Below are 21,565 nucleotides of genomic sequence, written 5' to 3'. Positions count from 1 at the left end.
GTCAGGACGGCGGGGCGCCGGGCGGGCGCTCAGCGCCGGGCGGTCCGGACCCGGTCCAGGAGATCGGTGGCCCGGCGCCACACGTCGGTGAGGTTCCCGCCGTGCAGCGCGTCACCCACGAGGGGCCGGCCGAGCGCCGCGGCGTGCGCCCCCGCGGCGAAGTAGTCGCCGAGGTCGTCGGAGGTGATCCCGCCGGTCGGAACGATGGGAATGTCCCCGAACGCCATGGTGAGCGAGGCCAGATACGCCGGTCCGCCCAACCGCGCGGGGAAGAGCTTGACCAGCGCGGCGCCGAGCCGCCACGCCTCCATGACCTCGGTCGTGGTGAACGCACCGCACACCACGGGCACCCCCAGCCCCCGGGCCTCGTCGAGCACCTCCGGAAGCACACCGGGGGTGAGGAGGTAGTGCGCGCCGGCGTCCACGGCACGCCGGGCGGTCTCGCGGTCCCGTACGGTCCCGGCACCCACCAGCGCGGCGCCCGTGGCCACACTGCGCCGGACGGCGTCGAGCGCGCCGGGGGAGGTGAGAGTGATCTCCACAGCCCTCACACCCGCCTTGCCCAGTTCCTCGGTCACGGCCGAAACGGCGGGGGAATCCGGTTCGGTGAGCATGGCGATGAGCGGCGCTGCGGCCACCTCGGCGGCCAGGTCGATGCTGTGGTCCCCGGACACGCTCACCCCCGCTTCTCGAGAACGATGATCTGCCGCCGGGTCTGCCGCTTCACCGGGTGGTCCGGGTCCGGCAGCGCCCGCAACTCCCTCACCAGGGGCGCCACTTTCTCCTCGAAGACCGCGTCGTCCACGGCCCACAAGTGGTAGAGCATGCGCTGTTCGAGTCCGGAGGCGATCTGTTCCGGGCTGTGTTCGTGGGTCGCCGCGTCCAGTTCCCCCACCTCCACGGCGGTGAAGCCCACCGACTCGGCCAGCGGCAGGATGCGCTGGGCCCGGTCGTCCGCCTCCGCCGTGCGGGACTGGATCTCCTCCATGATCCTGCTGACCGGGTGGTCGTCGAAGAGGATCATGCCGGGGATCACCACGTAACGCCCGCCCGGCTCCAGCACGCGGTGGACCTCCTGCAGTCCCTTGCGCAGGTCGCCCACGACGTGGGTCACCCACACGCTGTACACCTGCGAGAAGGATCCGGCCGGGAACGGCAGCGCGGTCAGCGAGGCCGCCGCGGCCGTCTGCCCGACGCGGCTCACGGCCTTCGTGAGCATGGAGTGCGACAGGTCGATCCCCACCACGGAGTACCCGAGGTCGGTGAGCGCCAGGGCCACCACGCCGGTGCCCATGCCTGCGTCGAGGATCAGGCGGTCCTTCGCCGTTCGTTCGGCGATGGCCGGCGCGATCCTTCGGCCGCGTGCCTCACCCCCACGCGTCTTGTCGTAGAAATCGGCTGCCGGGGAGAAATTCACAGACGACTGCACTGTCACCCACTCACTGGTTGTGGAGAATGCTGCCTGAAGCCCGTTCGGTAAAGGGATTTCGCACCGGAGAATCCCGGTTCTGCGCACCGTAAAGTTCGGTGCGATGGAAGGGGAGAACAACGGCTGTTCACCCCGGAGGGAACAACGGTTCTTCAGGCGGACATTCTGATCGGTCGTCCGCCGGTGACGACGGGCCGGGCGGATTGCTACTGAACCATAATTTCCTGCGGGGGCGGGTCCGCAAGGGGGCCGGACACGATTGGCGACGATGATTCGATGATGGCGCGAAAGCAACCTGCCTCGCCGGTCCGCCGGGCGCGGCACGCGGTCGCAGGTGCCCCGGCAGCGGCGCCGCCGGGGTGCGGCGCTAGCGCCGTCCGCCCAGAAGGGGGCCGCCGTCCTCGCGGCGCACCGCGACGACGGCCGCCCGGGGCTGGGCGGACCCTCCGTCCGGCCAGTGGGACGCGGGCCGCTGCGGACTGGCGTCGGGCAGCTCTCCGGGATGCTGCACCGAGACCAGCACGAAATCCGGCCCGATCACCGGTCCGCAGCATTCGGCCCCCGTGGGCACCGTGAGGAACCGTTGCACCCGTCCGCGTTCCGGACCGCTGAGCGGCACCATGTACAGGCCGTCGTTGCGGCCGCCCCGGCCGTTCGCGTCGGTGGCGATCCACAGGTTGCCGTGGTCGTCGAAAGCCAGGTTGTCGGGCGAGGAGATCGCGCTGACCAGGCTCTTGTCCACCCCCATGTAGTACGTCCCCGGTGATTTGGGGTCGCCGCAGACCAGCAGCAGCCGCCAGCCGAAGCGTTCAGCCGTCGGATCGTCCCCGCGTTCGCACAGTTCCAGGACGTGCCCGTCGCGATTGCCGGAGCGCGGGTTGGCCTCGTCGGGAGCCGGCAGGCCGGGAGCCCCGCGCTGGTCGTTGTTGGTCAGGGAGGCATACACCCGCCCGGTCACGGGGTGCGGTTGGACGTCCTCGGGCCGATCCATGGGGGTGGCCCCCGCGCGGTCGGCGGCGATCCGGGTGAAGACGTACACCTCGTCCGCGCTCATGCCCGGCACGAAGCTGCGGTCGTTGTGCGCGAGCGGAATCCACCGCCCCGTCCCGTCGAACGCCCCGTCGGCCGGCAGCCGGCCGGATCCGTCGATCTCCTCCGCCGGGCTGTCCCCGTCGAACCGCGCGACGTAGAGGGTTCCGGAGTCCAGCAGACGCTTGTTGTGCGCGCGGCAGGCAGGATCGTCGCCCGACCGCATGCGCCCGTCGGACACGAATTTGTATATGTACTCGAACCGTTCGTCGTCCCCCATGTAGGCCACGACCCGCCCGTCCGGGGCGACCGAGATGTTGGCTCCCTCGTGCTTGAAGCGGCCCAGAGCCGTGTGTTTCACGGGCACGGAGTCGGGTTCCAGCGGATCCACCTCGACGATCCAGCCGAACCGGTGCGCCTCATTGGGCTCGCGACCGAGGTCGAATCGCGCGTCGTACTTCTCCCAGCCGCGCAGGGAGGGCCCCTCGGGGAACCCGTACCGCCTCAGCCCTTCCGACACCAGGGGGTCCGCCACCCGGTCGGCATGGGCGAAGGGCATGTGCACGTTCTCCTCGCCCGACAGCACGGTGCCCCACGGGGTGGTGCCGCCCGAACAGTTGGCCATCGTGCCCAGCACCCGGGTACCCGCGGGATCGGCCGAGGTACGCAGCAGCGGCGAGCCGGCGGCGGGCCCGCGGACCTCGAAGGGGCTCAGCAGGGTGATGCGGCGGTTCCACCGTCCGTCCACCCTGGTCCGCAGCCTGCCGTCGTCCGCGCGTTCCACGAGTACCACCGACAACCCGTAGGCCATCCAGGCCGTCCGCACGTGGGCCTCCGTCGGCTCCTGCGGATTCCAGTCGGGGAACATGAGCGGCTCGGTGGCGTACTCGTGATTGGAGACCATCAGCCACCGTCCTGCGGCGCGCAGCGGGACGAGGGCGCAGTAGTCGTTGTTCACCCCGAACTGCCGGGCCTGCGCCGCCTCGTCCTGGTGGTCGAAGTCGAAGGCCGGGGCGCCCGGCAGGACGGCGTCCCCCCAGCCGATCAGCACCTCGTGGGTGAAGCCTTCGGGAACGGTCACGCGGTCCTGGCTGTCGGGCGGCACCGGCTCGAACCCGCGCTTGTCTTCCCCTCGTACGCGCGGTCCGGGGCCCTGGGCCCGGGCCGCGGGCGCGGCCGCCGACACCACGGAGAGCGCCCCGCAGCCGAGCAGGGCCCTGCGCGACAGAGCCCTGCGCAACAACTCGCCGAAATAGGTGTTCCCGGAGGTGTTCGGCGCGTCGCGAGCACAGGCGTTCCCGCATTTGAATGTGCACGTTTCCGGGGAGCGCCGGACGTCGTGGCCGATGTCCAGCAGGGGGAGCTTCCGGGATGACACGCTGAAAGAATCCTTCCTCAGGAGCACCTGTGCCGACTTCCGCCTTCGGTGTGCATGGGCCCTGGACGGGTGACCGATCGCGCCGCCGGGATTTGTTCGGGCCAGGATTCCTTCATGCATAGCGAAGGTAAAGTGCCGGCATCGTCATTGACCGGAAACCATCGGCTTCGCGCACACGCGCGGCCCCGGCACGAACATTTTTGGCCCTGGTCCCCGGGGCGTGCTTCCCGTATTGCGGCGGTGGGGAGGAGCAGTGGCCGTGGGCGCGGCGACGGCCGCTTCGCCCGCCCCGGGTGTACCGACCGAGGAGGTTGTGGGGTGGCGAGCCGGAACCCGGCCCGCCACCCCCGGTCCGCCACGAGGCTGCCGGGCACCGGCCGGAACCGCGGCAACTGAGCCCGGCCTCGCGCCAGCGTGCGACACCAGCCCACATTCCGTGGAACCGGGGCGCAGGAGGCCGGGACGCACGCAGCGAGCGCGTAATGGGCGAGCGTGGCCCTGGCCGACGGCCTGCATTGCCGGTGGGCGGCGGTTCACCTTCGCCGAGAGCTGGAGAACCGGCCGTTCTCGTCCCTGCCTGGGGCACGGTCGGCTGATCCAGATGCGTGCCGTCCGGGCCGGGACCAGCATCGTGGTAGGGGGACGCGGGGGCTGGAGGTCGGTATGCCGAGGCCCGTATGGGCCGGTGCCATCAGCGTTGGGCTGGTTAATTCGGTGAAGGTCGTCTCCGCGACCGAGGGCCACTCGATCCACTTCCATCAGGTCCACCTGGAGGACATGGGCCGGGTCCGTACGAGGAAGGTGTGCGAGCTCGACGGCGAGACCGTGCCGCAGGATGAGATCGGCAAGGGGTACGAGTTCACCGGGGGCGAGACAGTCCCGGTCACTGACGAGGAGCTCGCCGAGATGCCCCTGCCGACCACGAAGGCGATCGAGATCGTCGCGTTCGTCGACGCTGACAGCATCGACCCGGTCCGGATCGGCGACAGCTACTACCTTGCGGTCGACGGCCAGGTCGCCACCAAGCCCTACACCCTGCTCCGCAAGGCGCTGGAGCGTTCCGACAAGGCCGCGCCCCCTGGCACCGCCTGCGCCCCGACCTCACCCTGGACGACATTCTGTGACCAGGGCCCATGGATGGCGCTCTTTGAAATGGCTCTGCCCACAGGTCCGTGCCGCTCACAGCCTGTGGTTGCCCCGAGGAGGCTGATCGATCACCCGGTGACAGAGAAGAAGATCGTGTCCTGGGTGTACCAGTCGATGTTCTTCGTCGCGTACTCCCATTCGTTGTGCTCGAACTCGAGCTTCTCGATGAGTTCTTGGATGTCGTAGCGGAAGCCCTCTTCCATGCGGTCCAGCACGGCGCGGTAGGCGTCGGCAGCGGGCTTGGCCTTGGCCAACGGGAACATGCCGATGTGCGGGCCGTCCACGGGGTAGGGGATGTGGAACGGGATCTCCTCCGGGGGCCCTGAGAACAGGTGCTCATGCAGCAGCAGATCAGCACTCACGTCCAGGCGGCGCAGTTCTTCATCAACGAGGCCGAAGAAGGTGGACGGCTTGGAATACACGCCCAGGTCGTAGGGGTCGGACGCGTTGCAGTCGATGATGTGCTGAAGGGCAGAGTAGTAGGCGCCGGCCGCGTACTCGGCGTTCGAACTTGCGTGACCTGCTATGAGGTGGTCGAGGGCGTCGGGGATCGACAGACCCCAGTCGATGCCCTGGCGGTCGAGCTCAAGCTGGCTTTTCCGCGCCCTCTCGCGCACCATGCCGAGGATGCGCTGCTGGTCGGACGTGAGGTTTCCGGCGGCTCCGAGAAAGCCCAGGACGTCGGCCTTGTCGGCTGTGCTGTACGAAATGATCCGGCTCATGATCGAAATGATGCCAGCAGCCACTGACATCCAACTGGGCGGGCCCCATCTGCTCGTTGAAACTCTGGGACTGCGGTGTCGGAGATCTTCGCAGTGATCCGCCTGGGTCTCCTCGCGCTCCACGACGTGCAGAGTTCGGCGGGACGGGGCCCACGCGGTCGATCGCAGCCATGGCCGTCGTCACCGTCGCCCTCGTAGCGAGCGCCGGTGCCCCGGCCGGGCCGATGACCCACGCGGACGCCACCCCCACCACGGCAGGAACACCGCGAGTTCCCGGACGATGGCGCCCGGCCGACAACACGGACTCCTGCGGGCAGCGTCAGCACCTGATGGAGCGACATAAAACGTGAGCCGGCCTGCCACGAGGCGGTCACAGTCATACATGGGTGACGAGGACGAGCAACGCCAGGCACTCGGCACACACTTGTGCAGCGACTGCCACGCGCCGAACTCGCACGGCTGGAGCGGCCAAGGCGACCACGAGCGCCACAACACCCATGCCCGCACCCCATACGAAAAGCGGAGCCGGCAGCCCGGGGGCGCACGCATCCTTGTCCACGACGCACCGTGATGCCCGCTCCGAGGACAGGGCCAGCACACCGGTCACGAGCACTGCGGGCGGGAAGAGAAGGGCGGATGTCACTGCCCAGAACGTCGACCCACCACGATCCGCGCAACTGATGTCGCTTCGTCACCCATCACGCACCTGCCTGGTCGCGCTTGGTATCCCTTCACACCATCCCTGCGGCAGCGGCGGGCCGCCACCTTCCAGGGTGCCGATGACGTATGCCGACAGCCATGCCCGACGTGCGGCCCTCGCGGCGGCCCAGCGGCCCGGTGAGCCGCCCGAAGACGCCGTTCCTCCGCCGGTGCGCGAAGTGCGCAGACGGTTTCCCCCTCGGGCGGCAGCCCGATTGCGGCCCTGCGAGGGGGCCTCCACGATGAGGGCATGGTTCCCGTGGGTCGTGCCGATCGTTTCGACGCGTTTCGGGCCCTGGCCGACCGGCGTGGGCGGCCGGGAGACCGGCTGGTCGAGGCGCTGGACGAGGTCAGGAAGGAAACGGCGAACAGCCCCGAGGCGTGGGCTCCGGCTGTCGCCGGTGGCTTCGGCCTGCCTGCAGCCGCCGCCCTCGGACCCGCCCGCTACTACGCGGACCTCGACGTCCCTCATGGCCGCCGTCACGTCCGGGTCTGCGAGGCGACGGCGTGCTTCGCCGCGCAGGCCGGACGGCACCTCACCGATGTGGAGCACCAGCTGGGCCTCCCCGCGGGCACGGTGTCACCCGACGGAGAGACGTCGTTGCAGGCCGTCCGCTGTCTGGGCTACTGCTACGCGGGTCCCGCCGCGCTCGATCGTGAGTCAGTCTGCGCAGGGCCGACGCTGGCCGACCAGCTCGCGAGGCGCGAGCCCCCTCGGGCTCCGGAGATCCCGGTGGCCGACGACACCGGCGACCCCGTGCTGCTGGGAGGGGCGCTGGCCGGTGAGCCTCCGTGGCAGGTGTGGCCGCGGATGGTGACGGTCGGCTCCCCCGACGAGGTCCAGTTGCAGGTGGCCGCATCCGGGCTGCGGGGACGCGGTGGGGCCGGGTTCCGGGTGGCCGCGAAGTGGGAGGCGGTCGCCGGGGTATCGGGCACCGTCGTGGTGGTCAACGGGGACGAGGGGGATCCCGGCTCCTACGCCGACCGGTTGTTGATGGAGGCAGACCCGGAGCGCGTCCTCGAGGGCTTGGCCTTGGCCTGCTTCGCGTGCGGAGCCCGGCGGGCCGTGGTGCTGGTGCGTTCGGAGTATCCGCGTGCGCTGGCGCGGATGCGGGAGGCGGTCGGGCAAGCGTACGCCGACGGGCACTTCGGGCCGTCCGTGCACGGCACGGACACGGTCTTGGACGTCGAGGTGGTGGAGGGCGCCGGGTCGTACGTCGCGGGTGAGGAGACCGCGCTGATCGCAAGCCTGGAAGGGGACCGCGGGTGCGCCCGGCCGCGCCCGCCCTACCCGACCGAGCGGGGATTGTGGGACGCGCCGACGGTGGTGAACAACGTCGAGACCCTTGCAGCCGTGCCGTGGATCGTCTCGCGGGGCGGGGAAGCGTACGCCCGGCGCGGGACCCTCAACGAGACCGGGACCAAGCTGGTCTGCCTGTCGGAGCGGTTCGCCCGGCCGGGGGCATATGAGGTCGAGGTGGGCACTTCGCTGCTGCGGATCGTCACCGAGTTGGGCGGTGGCCTGAAGGACGGCTGCGAGCTGACCGCCGTGCAGGTCGGCGGACCGCTGGGCGGCTTCCTCGCCCCGGACGCCCTGGACGTACCGCTGACCACAGCCGATCTCGCGGCCCGGGGAGCGGCCCTCGGCCATGCCGGACTCGTGGCCTTCGACCAGAGCGCGGCCCCACAGGAGGTGCTGCGGCACATCTGGCAGTTCGCGGCGGCAGAGAGCTGCGGCGCCTGCTCGCCCTGCCGTGTCGGCTCGCGCCGTGGCCTGGATCTGGCGTCTGCCGGCACCCCGCCCGGACCGGAATGGGAGCGGCTCGCGCGCGTCATGGCCGAGGCGAGCCTGTGCGCGTTCGGGCGGCGCATCCCGCCTGCCGTGCGCAGCCTTGCCCGTGCCTACGGGGGACGACTGGCGGGATGGGGTCCATGACCGGATCAGCGATCGAGCTCCAGGTCGACGGCACGGCAGTTGCCGTTCCCGGGGGCGCCTCACTGCTCGTGGCTGTGCGGGCGGCCGGGATCGAGCTGCCCGCGCTCTGCTCCGACGACCGGCTCAGCCCTGCCGGCTCGTGCCGTACCTGCCTCGTCCGAGCCGACGGGCAGATCGCCGCGGCATGCGTGACCCCGGCCACGTCCGGCGTCCGTGTCGACACCGCCACGGACGATCTTTGGCAGCTGCGCCGGGAGGCGGTGACTGTCATCGTCTCCGCCCTGCCGCCCCGCGCCCTCGCGGACGACAGTCCCAGCGAGCTGGCACAGGTCTGCCGGACGCTCGGCATCGGCTCGGAGGTGGCTCAGGTCGCCGGTGGCCGGGGCGGGGACGTTTCCCATCCGTACGTCCACCTGGACCGGGACCTGTGCATCGCCTGCGGCCGGTGCGTCCGCATGTGTGCCGAGGTGCAGGGCACCTTCGCCCTGACCCTGGTCGGCCGGGGCTCTGGCACCGTGGTCGCTCCGGGCACTGGTGGGCCCTGGGCCGAGTCGGACTGCGTGGCCTGCGGCGGCTGCGTCGACACCTGCCCCACCGGAGCGATTACCCAGCCCGGCCCGGGCAGCGGACTCACCTCCGCCCACCGGCCCGCCGCGGCGACCCGCACGACGTGCGGATACTGCGGCGTCGGCTGCACCCTGGACGTCGCCACCCGCGACGGCGAGGTCACGGCGGTCCTGCCCGCCCGCGACGGCCCGGTCAACCAGGGGCACGCCTGTGTCAAGGGCCGCTTCGCCCACGGATATCTCACCTCTCCCGAACGGCTCACCCGCCCCCTGCTGCGGCGCGACGGCCGCCTGGAGCCCGTCGGCTGGGACGAGGCGCTCGACCGTGTCGCCCGAGGCATGGGTGAGGCCACCGCGGTCGGTGGCGCGGACGCCGTGGCGGCGATCTCCTCGGCCCGTGCCACCAATGAGGAGAACTACCTCGTCCAGAAGTTCATGCGGGTCGTCATCGGCACGAACAACGTCGACAACTGCTCCCGCCTGTGCCACTCCCCGTCCGCCGCCGGCCTGACCGCCTCCTTCGGCCTGCCCTGCGGCACCGACAGCTTCGACGACGTGGAGCGGTCCGACTGCCTGCTCGTGGTCGGAGCCAACCCCGTCGAGGCCCACCCCGTGGTCGGCGCGCGACTGCTCCGGCGCGTGCTGCACGGGGCGAAGCTGGTCGTCGCCGACCCACGCGCTGTCGGCCTCGCCCAACATGCCGACGTACACCTCAGGCCCCGGCCCGGCACCAACGCCGCCCTCTTCCACGGGCTCGCCCACATCCTGCTCACCCACGGCCTGACCGACGAGAAATTCCTTCGCGAGCGGGCCACCGGCCTGCCCGAACTCACCGAGTTGCTGGACGACTACCCGCCCGACCGGGTCGCGGACATCACCGGGGTGCCCGCCGCGGACCTGGTCGCCGCCGCCCGGCTGTACGGCCGTGCCGGGCAGCCCGCGATCGTCTACGGCCTGGGTGTCACCGAGCACCTGCACGGCACGGACGGGGTGCGGACCCTCGCCAATCTCGCGATCCTGCGCGGGGCCGTGGGCACCGACCGCGGGTACGGGGTCAATCCGCTGCGCGGCCAGAACAACGTTCAGGGCGCCTCCGACATGGGCGCGCTGCCCGACTGCCTGCCCGGCTACGGGAAGGTGACCGACCCTGCTGTACGTGCCCGGGCCGAGGCGGTGTGGGGCGTGCCGGTTCCGGAACGGCCCGGTCTGAGGATCCCGGAGATGTTCGCCGCCGCACGGGCGGGGCGCCTGCGGGCGCTGTGGGTCATCGGGGAGGACGTCTGCGCCACCGATCCCGACACCAACCGGGTGGCCGAAGCCCTGGATGCGTGCCCGCTCGTGGTGTGCAACGAGCTGTTCCTGTCCGAGACCGCCCGCCACGCCGACGTCGTCCTGCCCGCCACGTCCTGGCTGGAGAAGGACGGCACCTTCGTCAACTTCGACCGCCGGTTCCAGCGGGTCCGGTCCGCCGTGCCCCCGCCGGGCGAAGCGCGGAGCGACTTCGATGCCGTCCACGCAGTCGCCGCGGCCATGGGAGTCAGCCTGGGCTGCCCAACCCCGGCCGACGCCCTGGCCGAGTGCGGACGCATCGCCCCCGTCTTCGCCGGTCTCTCCCACGACCGGCTGGACCGGGAGGGCGCCGTACCGTGGCCCTGCCCGGACCCCCGCCGCCCGGGGGCGGTCAGACTGTACGAGAACCGGTTCGCCACGCCCGACGGGCGGGCCCACCTCGCCGTAGTCCCCTACCTCCCACCCGGTGAACACCCCGACGACGCCTATCCCCTGGTCCTTGTCACCGGGCGGCGCTGGGCCCACTACAACTCCGGCAGCATGACCCGACGCAGCGGCAACCTCGCTCTCGATCCGGTCGACTTCCTCGACCTTCACCCGGAGGACGCCATCCGGTACGACGTCCGGGACGGAGCACAGGTCGACGTGGAGAGCCGACACGGCACGGCCCGGCTCATCGCCCGGATCAGCGAACAGACGGTGCCCGGCCAGGTCTTCTGCTCCTTCCACTTCCCCGCCAGCGGAGTGAACCGTCTCACCTCCGACCACGCGGACACCGTCACATCCTGCCCCGAGTACAAGGTCACGGCCGTACGCCTGACCCCGCGGTAACAGCGACCGGCAAGGGAACACGCCGATGGGTACCGGAACATCCGTACTGAAACCCGGTGACGGGGGCCACGGGCATGCGGCCCAGGAGGCGATACACGGCCCCGCGGTGCAGACCCTGCCGACCAGGGAGGTGTTCGCCGCGCTGGGCACCTCACCGCAGGGACTGACCTCGGCTGCCGCAGTGGCGTCGGTGCGGGGGCAGGCCGCGTGATACGGCCGCTGCCGCCGGGCGCCGCCGCGCGATCACCGATACCCCCGGCAGGAGCGTGACGCGGCGTTTGTACTCGTCCTCGTCGATCTCACCGCGGGCGAAGCGTTCCGCCGGCACGTCCTCGGCCCGTTGGCTTCCCCGCCCAGGCGGAGAGGCCGGTGGCTGGCCGGACTGGTGACTGTGCTGTCCGCGGGTGAAGTGGTGGACGAGGGTGATGACCCCGGCGATCAACAGCGCCCAGAACAGGATCATGATCACGGTCATGACGAACCAGCCGCCCCAGCCCCAGCCGCCGTCGTACCCCATCACGCCGATCACCTTCGCTCGGCCCGCCCACTGCTTTGAGTCCTTTTTCCAGGATGACGTGGTGCGACGTCGATGGAGAGGGGAAACATGGGCCCTCGTCCAGGACCGGTAGGCCCGTGCAGGTGATCAGGCGGTTCGGGCGAGCTCGGGCGGAGCCGGGCGCTTGGCCCGGAGGACGCACCGACGAGGTCATGCGGTGCGTCACGAGAGCGGGCGCGGCCTGCGGCCGGCCGCTCTGCCCGTGGCAGTCGGTGCCGCGACGGCACGAAGGCTTGTGACTCCAGGCGCGTTTCGCTCGGCTGCTGCGCGTGGTTTCCTGCCTGGCCGGGGCCGGGCAACGCACGTGCCGAGGGTCGGCGGCCACCGCGAAGGCCACGACCGTCAAAGCAGTCATGCGCGAGTCCCTGCGGCCTTTGCCCCTCAGCGGTCCTCAGGTCCGTTCCGAGCCTCCTGGGCGATCAACTCGTCGGCAGCACGAGCGTGCAGGTCTCTCCCGGTGCGATGGTGACGGCCCGGTCGGCCAGCACCACGCGGATCGGTGATTCCTCCGAGCCGGGCACACCGATGCGCAGCTGTCCGCTTTGCAGCCGTACGCCGACGCCCCAGTGGCCGCGATAGCGCAGTGAGAATCCGTACTCGGACAGCGCCGGAAGGGGCACCGGGTCCAGCCACAGGGCGTCCTCGCGGGTCTCCAGGCCCGTCAGGCCGCGCTGGACCAGGTCGAGGGTGCCGGCCATGGCGCCGAGATGGATGCCTTCGCCGGTCGTGCCGCCCTGGAGATCGGCGATGTCCGCCTCCAGGGCATCCTGGCAGTAAGTCCATGCCTCGGCCCGTTTGACCCGGGCGAGGACCCAGCCGTGGACGAGTCCGCTGAGGGTGGAGCCGTGGCTGGTGCGTCGAAGGTAGTAGTCGACGGTCCTGCGCCAGACCTCGTCGTCCAGGACGTACCCGAGACGGCGGAACAGCTGTTGCAGCTCCTTGGGCGAGAAGAGGTAGCCGAGCATGAGGACGTCGGCCTGCTTGGACGCCTTGTAGCGGTTGACCGTGTCGCCCTCGGACTCCAGGATCCGGTCCAGTCGCCGGATGTTGCCGTACCGCGCGCGGTAGGCGTCCCAGTCCAGCTCCGCGAGGTCGTCGTAGCCCTCGAACTGGCTGATGACGCCCTGGTGATAGGGCACACGCAACCGCCGGGAGATCTCCTCCCACTTCGGGAGTTCGTCGACGTCCAACTGCACACGCTCGAACAGTTCGTCCCGACGCCATGCGGGAAGGTTCCGCAGAAGGTCCAGGGCACGGCCCAGGACCCAGGCGGCACTGACGTTGGTGTACGTGTTGTCGTCCAGGCCCGGCCGGACGCCGCCCGGGTAGCCGTCGTGGTACTCGTCGGGACCGACGACGCCGCAGATGCGGTAACGGCCCGACTCGGGATCGAGGACCGCGACGTCCGCCCAGAAGCGGGCGATCTGCAGCAGCATCTCGGCGCCCTTGGTGTGCAGGAACTCGGTGTCGCCGGTGGCTTCGCAGTACTGCCACACGTTGTAGGCGACGGCCGAGCCGACGTGGTGCTGGAGCCAGGAGTGATCTGGCAGCCAGCGGCCCGAGCGGGGGTTGAGGTGCCACTGCGGGGTCTCCTCGCGGCCGTCGCTGCCGCTCTGCCACGGGTACATCGCTCCCGCTCGGCCCACCGCGGCGGCTGCCCTGCATGCCTGGGGCAGGCGTCGGTGACGGTAGTTCAGCAGGGCCCGCGAGACCTCCGGCACGTGCAGATTCAGGTACGGCAGCACGAACAGCTCGTCCCAGAAGACATGGCCCCGGTACGCCTCGCCGTGCAGTCCGCGGGCCGGTACGCCCACGTCCAGGTCCGCGGTGTGCGGGGACAGCGTCTGCAGGACGTGGAACAGATGCAGGCGCAGGACGCGACCGGCCTGGCCGGGCACCTGGATCTCGGTGCGCCGCCACAACTGCTCCCACGCGGCGACGTGGGAGTTCAGCAGGGCTGAGAAGTCCGCGGCTGCGGACACCTGGTCGACCGCGGCCCCGAGAGGGTTGCTGGTCGCCGTATCGCGTGAGGTGTGCAACGCCAACTTTTTCGCCACGTCGACGGGTCGGCCGGGAGCGATCGGGATCACCAGGCGGTGGACGACGCGGCGCCGGTTGGAGTACACCCCCGACGAGACCGGTTGCCCCCCGGTGACCACTGTCCGGACCGCCATGGCGATGCCGATGTCGGAGCTGCTGGTGCGGCACTGCAGCCACACCAGGTCGGGCTCCTGCGTTCCGGTCCGGACGTGGGCCAGATGGCGGCGGTTGAGAGTCCGGTAACGGTGTACGTTGCTGTTGATCACGTCGCCGTCAAGAGCGGCCTCGACCTCGATCTCTCCCGACCAGTCCTCGGCCGTGAAGACGGTCCGCAGCGCGCCCAGATGCGGGTCCCCCATGTGCACCAAGCGGATCTGCTCCACGCCCAGCACGCCCGTGTCGTCGTCCCGGTAGCGGAACGTGCGGGTCAACGTGCCGCGGCGCAGGTCCAGGGTGTGCCGGTAGTCCATGACGGCGCAGACGTCCGGGGAGAACCACGGGCCCCAGGGTCCGCCGGGCAAGCGGCAACGGAACCGCAAGGGCACCCAGTTCGGGAGGTTGACGAGGTCCTCGTTCACCACCTGTCGCCCCGCCACGGTCGACTCCAGGCGGTTGTAGCATCCGGCCACATAGGTCCCGGGGCAGTGCACCAGGCCGGCCCTGCACTCGGGCACCGCGCCACGCGTGGCGAAGTAGCCGTTGCCGAGCGTGCACAGCGATTCACGCAATCGCTCGGCAGCGGGGTCGTAGCCCTCGTACTCCCACGTCCACTCCGACATCCCCCGCCCTCACCTCTTTCCCTTCGCGAGATGCACAGGAACGCGGTTCACGTGCCGCAGGTCAGGCACGCTGGGAGAGGACGGCGAGCGGGCACGCGGCGTGATGCGGCAGGGCGTGGGCGACCCTGCTCGTCCACGGTCTGCAGGCTGGAACCCGAGCCGTCGACACCCACGACCAGCGGAAATTCCATGTCCTCCTCACCTTCCTGTCCAGTCGCCGAGAGACCCTGTGACTACCGTCGCACCGCACGGGAACCGCCGCGACATGCGGACCGGCTCGCCGGCTCGGGGCCTGAGGCCGACTTGCACGGCCCTGGTTTGCAGCGATGGTGGAGTCATACGGCCGAGAGGAACAGCGCCCCGGAGCCGCCGGTCGCCCGCCGTCCAGCGGAAACAGACGCTGCTCGGTCTCGCCGATGAAGTCCGGCGCGTCCCGTGTGCCGGGGCGTGCGCGACTGGACAAGCAATGCGTCCCTCACTTCGAGACCTTTCGAGACCCGAGACCTTCGAGACCAGGGAGAGAGTGAAGGCCATGGCCGGTGCACGGGCAGGCTTTTTCGGCGCCCTGGCCAAGGACCATCGCGACCAGCTCATGTCACTCGCCCGTGAGGTGTCCTTCGATACGGGCGAGCGCATCTTCGACGAGGGCGGCAAGGCCGACCGCTTCTGGGTCATCCACACGGGAACGGTGGCCCTCGACCTCCACGTGCCGGGCCGGCGTGCGGTGGTCGTCGAGAGCCTCGGTGCCGGACGGATGCTGGGCTGGTCCTGGTTCGTCCCTCCCCGGCACTGGCACCTGGGGGCCGAGGCCGGCAGCCCGGTCCGTGCCTACGAGTTCGACGCGGCCGCGGTCCGTGAGCTGTGCCAGAAGGACCCGGCGCTCGATCACGCCCTGTGTGCCTATGTCGCCGGGGTGATAGCGGACCGGCTCAGGGCTGCGCGGGTGCGACTGCTGGACCTGTACGCGCCCTACGGAGCAGGCGATGTGCCCTGACGGGGCAGACGTGCCCTGACCGGGGCAAGGGAGGAGGATCGACGTGCCTGAGACTCCGCACATCGTGAGCGATGTGATGACCCGGAAGGTGGTGGCCGTCAGGCGCGACGCACCCTTCAAGGAGATCGTCCGGACCATGGGGCAGTGGAAGGTCAGTGCCCTTCCGGTCCTGGAGGGCGATGGGCGCGTCATCGGTGTGGTCTCGGAGGCCGACCTGCTGCCCAAGGAGGAGTTCCGCGACAGCACTGCGAGCCTGCGCCAGCAGCGTCAGCGCCTGTCCGACGTCGCCAAGGCGGGAGCGGTGACCGCGGAGGAGGCCATGAGCACGCCCGCCATCTCGGTGCATCCCGACGTCACGCTGGCCCAGGCGGCCCGGATCATGGCGGTGAGGCACGTCAAGCGCCTCCCCGTGGTCGATGACGAGGGCGTGCTGAAGGGGATCGTCAGCCGCGGGGATCTGCTGAAGGTCTTCCTGCGATCGGATGACGACATCGAGGAAGAGGTGCGCCGAACCGTGGTGTCCTACCTGTTCCCCGCGCTCAGCCACACCATCCATGTGAACGTGCACGAGGGAGTTGTCACCCTCCGCGGGAAAGTGCAGGACACCTCGCTCGTCTCGGTTGCCGCGCGCCTCGTCCGCGCCGTGGAGGGCGTGGTGGACGTCGAGCCCCATCTCACCGGCGCCTCCGGCACCCCGGCCGGATCCGAGGGGGCCGCCCAGTGACACGGGCATCGGCACGGGTGCGCGGACAGGTGGTGCTCGTCGGCGTCCCCACGTCGGCCCTGAGGACATCGATGCCTTCGCCTCCGCGCTGCACCGGCCGCCGCGGGATCTGGAGCCGCTGCGCGGTCTGAAGTTCACCGGCCAGGTGCGGGCGGTTGCCGTTTCGTGGCGGTGGGCGAACGGACCAGCAGCTTGCTGGAGGCGAGACCGTGAATGCACGAGGTTCGCCGTACGCTCCGGTCCGCCCCGCCGGACCGGAGCGAAGTCGGGCACGGCCGAGGGCGCCGGGGCGCGGATCCGGGTGGACCGGGACGGAACCATAGGCCGCCCGCCGATGCCCGTGTGCAACGCGAGGGCCACCGACTGGCTGGTGTCCGTGGCGGGTCCACGGCTGCTCCGAAGCCGTGGAGGTGATTACCGATGTCCGATGCGACGACGACCGATCTGTATGAAGTGACGATGGCCCTGTCCTACCTGCGGGAGGGGATGTGCTGGGGACCGACCGCGTCGGCTGACGCGGGGGACTCCAGTGCCGCCCGCCGGGGACCTTCAGCTCCTGTGACCGGGGTCTGCTTGGGTGGCAGTCAAATCTGCGGAACGACCGCTATCGGACACGGTGCGTGATGCAGCACCGCGTGGTTGATCAGACCCAGTTGCAGGCCGAGGCCCCCACGCCGCCTGCGGGCTCCGACGACGAGCAGGTCGGCATCCGATGCGGCCTCCAGGAGCGCCTGCCGCGCCGGCCCCTCGACCACCCGGCGGCTGACTGGGGCGGCGTTCCGGTACTGCTCCGCGGGGTCGCGCAGAGCGTCGTCGAGCACTTGCGCCGGCGGACGGCGGTGGGCCTCGAACGCGTATTCCGACGCAGGCGGAGGCTCGCAAGCGGCCCCGAACGGGGCACACCAGGCGTGCACCGCCACCAGCCCGCAGCGCCGCACGTGGGCCTCGCGGAACGCGAACTGCACCGCCGTGCCGCTTCCCTCTCCGTCCTCCACGCCGACGACGACGCTCCCGAACCGTGCGTCCCGGTGCTCCGCCGCGCCGCGCACGACGACGACCGGGCAATCGGCTCGCGCTGCCACGGCCAGGCTGACCGAGCCCAGGAGCATCCCGGCGAGATCTCCGAGCCCTCTGGACCCGAGCACGAGCGCGAAGGCGTTGCGCCCTGTGCTCACCAGGGCGGAGGCCGGATCGTCGTGGAGCGCCTCGCTCGACAGCCGCACCGTGGGAGCATTCTTCCTGGCCCGTTCGAAGGCAGTGGCGATCATGTCGGACGGCTCGTGGTACGGCGCCGCCGCGTGCACGAGGTGGAGCGGCACGTTGTGCCGAACCGCTTCGTCCGCGGCCCAGTCCACCGCCTCCAAGCTCGACTCGGACCCGTCGATGCCGACCACCAGGGGAATCATCTCGGTCCACGTCTCCTCTCTCATGGCGGATTCCACGCTCCCGAGCCCCGCCTCCATGGGTGCGTACGCGCCGCAGGAAGGTTCGGGCTATTCCTCGGACGAGAAATGGCGTGCTTGGCGTGCCGCCGCCGCATGGACAGACGGACTCGGTCACCGCCATTCCAGCTTCTTACGACACGGAGCCAGTCGCCACGGAGCCAGTCGCCACCGTGGGCAGCCCTGCCGACCGCGGCAGGGCTGCCCCGCACCGAAGGACCGTTCGTTCACCGGACCGGGCCGCACCGCGGCACCACGCCAGGTCGAGGTCGACGCCCGTGGCGATGCGGTCCGCGACAGGCTCGGCGACCCGGGAGAGGTAGGCGTCGGGAGGAGCGCCCCATGCACTGGGAGACGATCCGCAAGGACGCTGTACCGCGGATGCGCGAGCGCCGCTCGGCCGTCGCGCGTACGGGCCACGCCCCTCGCCCGTCGGCTCGCAGCCGAACTGGACGTCGACCTGGCAACGGTGGCCGGCACCGGCAAGGATTCAGCCCTCCGCGCCGCAGACGTACGCACAGCAGCGCCCGGTCCCACGGCCGTGGCCCCGCCTCCGCGCCACGTCACCACCCCCGCACAGCAGCCTCCACGCCCTACCGAGGACCGGACGGCGGCCGTGCGCCAGGCGATCGCCGGCCTCGGCCCGCGGCATCATCACATCGGGCACCAGCAGATCGGGCTCCCGATGCCGGACCTCGGCCAGGGCGGCGAGACCGTCCCCGGCGACCGTGACGGAGCGAATACCCCACCTGCCACCGCGACCTACCCAAAACGCAACGACAACGCCACAGCCACAGGAGCACAGTCTGGAAACTGTGCCAGAGCCCGCGCTCTGTGACGTTCTGCAACAGTGGACCGGCCGGTAGGGGCCCGGTGCGGCTGTCCCGGCAGTTATCTGAAAGCTCATCAGATTCCTGCTTCAGGAACCCACTTCGATGCCCGGGCGTCCAACTCCATGACGGACAACTGCCGATCGACCGGGAGAGCACGTGGTGAAGAAGGACCGGACGACGGACGCGGCGGGGGAGGAGGGCCGCGAGAAGTGGATGGCGCGTTTCCAGGTACGGCTGGCCATGCAGCCGGGCGTGGACCGGGCAGTCGTGCTCCAAGCGGTCAAGGACGTCACGGCGCACTGCGCGGATACGGGAGAGCACCCGCAAACTGCCTTCGGCAACCCGGACGCCTGCGCCGTGCAGGCCGCCGTGCGGCTGGTGCCGGCGGACCGGGTGGTGCGCGCGAGGCGGCACAACGACGTGCTGGACACGCTCGACTCCGTGCTCAAGCGTGCTGGAGACATCGCCGGTCCGTGACCGGTTGAAGCGACACACGCCCTGGCCCGCACGGGTTCCGGCACCCTTCTCCGGGGCTGCCGGGCGGCTCGCGGCCCGGTGCACCGCCACCGAGCCGGCGGGTCGGTGACGCGGTCCTGGCTCATCTCGCGGGGCTCCGGGTGCCCTGACGGCCGTGCGGGCCGGGGCTTTTGTGTTGCTCCGATCTTGTGACCGGACCGGTCGTTTCGGTTCCCGGCAGGGGGCGGCGCAGGGTGCGGAGGGTGCCGTGATGCTTCCTGGTCGAAGCGTCCTTCCGGGCCGGCAGGTGACTCTCCCTGCTTTGTTCATGCGCAGGCGAAATGTTACGCAGGGGATACGATTTAGATCTCGATCGGCCGCGTGGAAGCCGAGGGGCAAGATTGTGCGATCGTTCTGGACAGGGGTCGCGTAACGTACCTTCCAGGAGCTGATACAGTTTCACTTTAAATTAAGTGAACGCACGTATAATTCGGGTCTCCTCATGCCGTCGCACCGCCCTGGGAATGCGCTTCCCTTTCTTCTCCTCCAGGCTTTCCGCACCCTGATCGATGAGCTCCACGTACGCCTCGCCGAGGTCGGTCATCCCGATCTGCGCCCGGCCCATGGGTTCGCCATGCAAATGATCAGGCAGGGCGGGAGTATCTCCGATCTCGGACGGCGGCTGGGAGTGTCCAAGCAGGCTGCCCACAAGACGGTCGGAGGGCTGGAGCAACTCGGATATGTCCGTCGGACTCCGAGCGCCACGGACCAGCGTCAGGTCGACGTCGCACTCACGGAACGAGGGATGGAGGCGCTCGCGCTGTCCGGTGAGATCCTCAACGAACTGCGCGAGGAGTGGGCCGCGACAGTGGGCGGGCCCGAGATGGCCCTGGTCGAGGACACGCTGGCCCGGGTCGGCCGGCCCGGCGGAATCGAACGTGTCATGGGCTGGCTGGGCCCCTGACCGTCACGGGACGGCGTACGGGACACCGGCCACAGCACTGGCGTACGGGCGGGAAGCAGTGCCGACAGCGCGGTGCCCGTGCGGCTCACGGTCGGTGAGCCGCACGGGCACGGTGACGGGCCCGCCGTCAGGGCGCTGTCGCGCGGGCCGGGGTCCGATGGGGGTGCATCGGAGGTCAGGACCCGCTCGGGGCCGTGCGTTGCACGAAGTCCTCCATGGTGAATGTGACGTCACCGGCAGAGCCGTAGCGGGTGCACATCTGGGTCGGGTAGTAGCCGGAGAGCTCCACCTCCGGTGCCTGGGTGATCGGCTGGCATGCCTTGGCGGGCTTGGTCGCGACGACCCAGTCCCTGTTGACGACCGGCTCCCAGTAGGTGACATGCCCGTCCCAGGTGCCGTAGGCGAACGCCTGGGTGAACGGATCCCCGTTGGCCGGGGCCGCGTTGGGGTTGACGATGTGGTTCCCCATGCGGCCGGCGGCGCCGGGCATGCCCCATCCCGCGGGCATGTACTGCGACGGGACCGGCTTCATCGCTGTCGCCTCGTCATCGCAGTTGATGACGAGATTGCACGGCCCCGTCCGTATCTTGTTCCGCTCCGTGAAATCCTGGATGAAGAAGTGGAAGTCGAAGTGCGGCTTGTCGAAGACATGCGTCGGACCGTGGCCATTGCGCTGCCAGTTGAACATCAGCCACTTGAACGGAAGCCCCGGGAGCTTGGGAAACCACAGGTTCCGCTCGTGGCCGCTCGCGCAGTCCGTTTCGAGGCCGATGCCGTCGCCGTCTTTGTCGAAACACGTCTGGCCGTCGTGGGTCGGCGTCGTCGGCAGTGAGTTCACTGCTGCCGCGTCGATCTTGACTGCCAGAACCTTCGGGTGATTCGCACCGTCGGTGGCGTAAAGGGTCTGGACGAAGCCGTCGCCCAGGGAGACCTGGTTGAACAGCTTGAGCGCCGGAAGGTCGGAATCGGCCGCTTCCACGGCGGAGTCCGAGGCGTTCATCGCCGAGACCATCGGAGCGAGCCCGATCATCGTGGTCACGCCGAACGCGAGGCCGACCAGCGACCAGCGCACACGGCTTGCGGACATCTTCATCGGTGGCTTTCTCCCCCCTTGGTTCCTACACGTGGTTCCTGCACGCGGCTCCTGCGCGTGGTTCTCAGGCGCTCAGTGCCCGGCGTGCCACTCGAACGCCTTGAAGGGCTCGTCGACAGGGGCCCCGGTCATACGGTTCGCGTACGTCGAGATGGTGTAGACGCCCAGGCCGAGAACGACCTCGAGCGCGTTGCGCCGGGTGTAGCCGGCGGCGAGGAACGCCTCCATCGTCTCCGGCTCGACGTGCCCGTGCCCCTCCATGACGGCGAGGGTGAAGACCCGCATCGTCTCCAGCTTCGGGTCGTCCAGGGACTTGCGGGCGCGCAGCGCCTCGATGAGGGACGGGTCCGCCTTCGACCGGGTCAGGATGGAGGAGTGCATGGCCACGCAGTAGTGGCACTCCACCGTGGTGGCCATGGTGAGGATGAAGACCTCACGCTCCAGCTGGCTCAGGCTCGTCTTGTTGAACAGCCCGTTACCGGTCATGAAGGCTTCGAGCAGCTCCGGCGACTCCGCCATCATCGCCACCGGCGCGGGCAGGAAACCGAAGCCCTTGGCGGTGTTCTCCACGATCGGGCGGGACTGCTCCGGCGCCGACGAGACGTCGTGGCGAGTGAAGGTCATGATGACTTCCTTTCTGAGGGGTGTGATGCGAGCG

The 21,565-nt window shown here is 70.1% G+C and carries 16 protein-coding genes and 3 pseudogenes; 8 read left to right on the top strand and 11 right to left on the bottom strand.

What is annotated here, in order from left to right; translation table 11 throughout:
* Positions 1–29: 29 nt before the first annotated feature.
* The 3 genes from ACGF2V_RS07680 to ACGF2V_RS07670 all read right to left on the bottom strand — a co-directional run bounded on the left by ACGF2V_RS07680 (position 30) and on the right by ACGF2V_RS07670 (position 3,836).
* Complete coding sequence (locus ACGF2V_RS07680) at positions 30–680, bottom strand: bifunctional 4-hydroxy-2-oxoglutarate aldolase/2-dehydro-3-deoxy-phosphogluconate aldolase (RefSeq protein WP_362625302.1); 651 nt, start codon at positions 678–680, stop codon at positions 30–32.
* Positions 677–1,417: a class I SAM-dependent methyltransferase gene (locus ACGF2V_RS07675; RefSeq protein ID WP_362704544.1), complete on the bottom strand. Its 741-nt coding sequence runs from the start codon at positions 1,415–1,417 to the stop codon at positions 677–679. The genes ACGF2V_RS07680 and ACGF2V_RS07675 overlap by 4 nt, the downstream gene beginning before the upstream one ends.
* A gap of 379 nt (positions 1,418–1,796) precedes the next feature.
* Entirely contained in the window at positions 1,797–3,836 is a 2,040-nt protein-coding gene (locus ACGF2V_RS07670; RefSeq protein WP_362704541.1) for a PhoX family phosphatase, read from the bottom strand.
* A gap of 663 nt (positions 3,837–4,499) precedes the next feature.
* Here ACGF2V_RS07670 and ACGF2V_RS07665 point away from each other — a divergent pair.
* Positions 4,500–4,910 (top strand): annotated as a pseudogene (locus ACGF2V_RS07665) (Ku protein); the annotation flags it as partial.
* Between the two features lie 140 nt (positions 4,911–5,050).
* Here ACGF2V_RS07665 and ACGF2V_RS07660 read toward each other — a convergent pair.
* Entirely contained in the window at positions 5,051–5,704 is a 654-nt protein-coding gene (locus ACGF2V_RS07660) for a hypothetical protein (protein WP_362704538.1), read from the bottom strand.
* 949 nt (positions 5,705–6,653) lie between these two features.
* Here ACGF2V_RS07660 and ACGF2V_RS07655 point away from each other — a divergent pair.
* Together ACGF2V_RS07655 and fdhF are read left to right on the top strand one after the other, a co-directional pair.
* Entirely contained in the window at positions 6,654–8,339 is a 1,686-nt protein-coding gene (locus ACGF2V_RS07655) for an NAD(P)H-dependent oxidoreductase subunit E (RefSeq protein ID WP_362704535.1), read from the top strand.
* On the top strand, positions 8,336–11,026 hold the full coding sequence (gene fdhF, locus ACGF2V_RS07650; protein WP_362704532.1) for a formate dehydrogenase subunit alpha: 2,691 nt from the start codon (positions 8,336–8,338) through the stop codon (positions 11,024–11,026). The genes ACGF2V_RS07655 and fdhF overlap by 4 nt, the downstream gene beginning before the upstream one ends.
* A 151-nt stretch (positions 11,027–11,177) precedes the next feature.
* Here the strand turns inward: fdhF and ACGF2V_RS07645 are convergent, their stop codons facing one another.
* Entirely contained in the window at positions 11,178–11,546 is a 369-nt protein-coding gene (locus ACGF2V_RS07645; RefSeq protein ID WP_362704529.1) for a hypothetical protein, read from the bottom strand.
* A gap of 455 nt (positions 11,547–12,001) precedes the next feature.
* A complete protein-coding gene (locus ACGF2V_RS07640) occupies positions 12,002–14,401 on the bottom strand; it encodes a glycosyl hydrolase family 65 protein (RefSeq protein ID WP_362704526.1) in 2,400 nt (799 codons plus the stop codon).
* Positions 14,402–14,933: 532 nt separating this feature from the next.
* Between ACGF2V_RS07640 and ACGF2V_RS07635 the strand changes: the two genes are divergently transcribed.
* Both ACGF2V_RS07635 and ACGF2V_RS07630 read left to right on the top strand, forming a co-directional pair.
* The gene (locus ACGF2V_RS07635; RefSeq protein WP_362625287.1) at positions 14,934–15,395 is read left to right on the top strand and encodes a cyclic nucleotide-binding domain-containing protein; all 462 of its coding nucleotides are present in this window, start codon (positions 14,934–14,936) and stop codon (positions 15,393–15,395) included.
* 43 nt (positions 15,396–15,438) lie between these two features.
* Positions 15,439–16,119, top strand: a complete 681-nt coding sequence (locus ACGF2V_RS07630) for a CBS domain-containing protein (RefSeq protein WP_362625285.1) — start codon at positions 15,439–15,441, stop codon at positions 16,117–16,119.
* A 584-nt stretch (positions 16,120–16,703) separates the two neighbouring features.
* Here the strand turns inward: ACGF2V_RS07630 and ACGF2V_RS07625 are convergent.
* Entirely contained in the window at positions 16,704–17,549 is an 846-nt protein-coding gene (locus ACGF2V_RS07625) for a universal stress protein (RefSeq protein ID WP_362625283.1), read from the bottom strand.
* Here ACGF2V_RS07625 and ACGF2V_RS07620 point away from each other — a divergent pair.
* A pseudogene (locus tag ACGF2V_RS07620) lies at positions 17,503–18,066 on the top strand (E3 binding domain-containing protein); the annotation flags it as partial. The gene ACGF2V_RS07625 and the pseudogene ACGF2V_RS07620 sit on opposite strands and share 47 nt — an antisense overlap.
* 123 nt (positions 18,067–18,189) lie before the next feature.
* Here the strand turns inward: ACGF2V_RS07620 and ACGF2V_RS07615 are convergent.
* Positions 18,190–18,297 (bottom strand): annotated as a pseudogene (locus tag ACGF2V_RS07615) (DNA-binding response regulator); the annotation flags it as partial.
* A gap of 253 nt (positions 18,298–18,550) precedes the next feature.
* Here ACGF2V_RS07615 and ACGF2V_RS07610 point away from each other — a divergent pair.
* A complete protein-coding gene (locus tag ACGF2V_RS07610) occupies positions 18,551–18,871 on the top strand; it encodes a hypothetical protein (protein WP_362704523.1) in 321 nt (106 codons plus the stop codon).
* Positions 18,872–19,319: 448 nt separating this feature from the next.
* Here ACGF2V_RS07610 and ACGF2V_RS07605 read toward each other — a convergent pair whose 3' ends face one another.
* Positions 19,320–19,475, bottom strand: a complete 156-nt coding sequence (locus ACGF2V_RS07605) for a hypothetical protein (RefSeq protein WP_362704520.1) — start codon at positions 19,473–19,475, stop codon at positions 19,320–19,322.
* A gap of 9 nt (positions 19,476–19,484) precedes the next feature.
* Here ACGF2V_RS07605 and ACGF2V_RS07600 point away from each other — a divergent pair, with 9 nt between their 5' ends.
* Complete coding sequence (locus ACGF2V_RS07600; protein ID WP_362704517.1) at positions 19,485–19,814, top strand: MarR family transcriptional regulator; 330 nt, start codon at positions 19,485–19,487, stop codon at positions 19,812–19,814.
* A gap of 175 nt (positions 19,815–19,989) precedes the next feature.
* On the opposite strand, the gene ACGF2V_RS07595 is transcribed toward ACGF2V_RS07600, so the two are convergent.
* Positions 19,990–20,907: a hypothetical protein gene (locus tag ACGF2V_RS07595; RefSeq protein WP_362704515.1), complete on the bottom strand. Its 918-nt coding sequence runs from the start codon at positions 20,905–20,907 to the stop codon at positions 19,990–19,992.
* A 72-nt stretch (positions 20,908–20,979) separates the two neighbouring features.
* Entirely contained in the window at positions 20,980–21,531 is a 552-nt protein-coding gene (locus tag ACGF2V_RS07590) for a carboxymuconolactone decarboxylase family protein (protein ID WP_362625275.1), read from the bottom strand.
* Positions 21,532–21,565 lie beyond the last annotated feature (34 nt).

This window comes from Streptomyces sp. NPDC047982, from assembly GCF_043204165.1.
Taxonomy (GTDB): Bacteria; Actinomycetota; Actinomycetes; order Streptomycetales; family Streptomycetaceae; genus Streptomyces.
The sequence above is the reverse complement of the archived record's forward strand: the minus strand, read 5'-3'. Positions and strand labels throughout refer to the sequence as shown.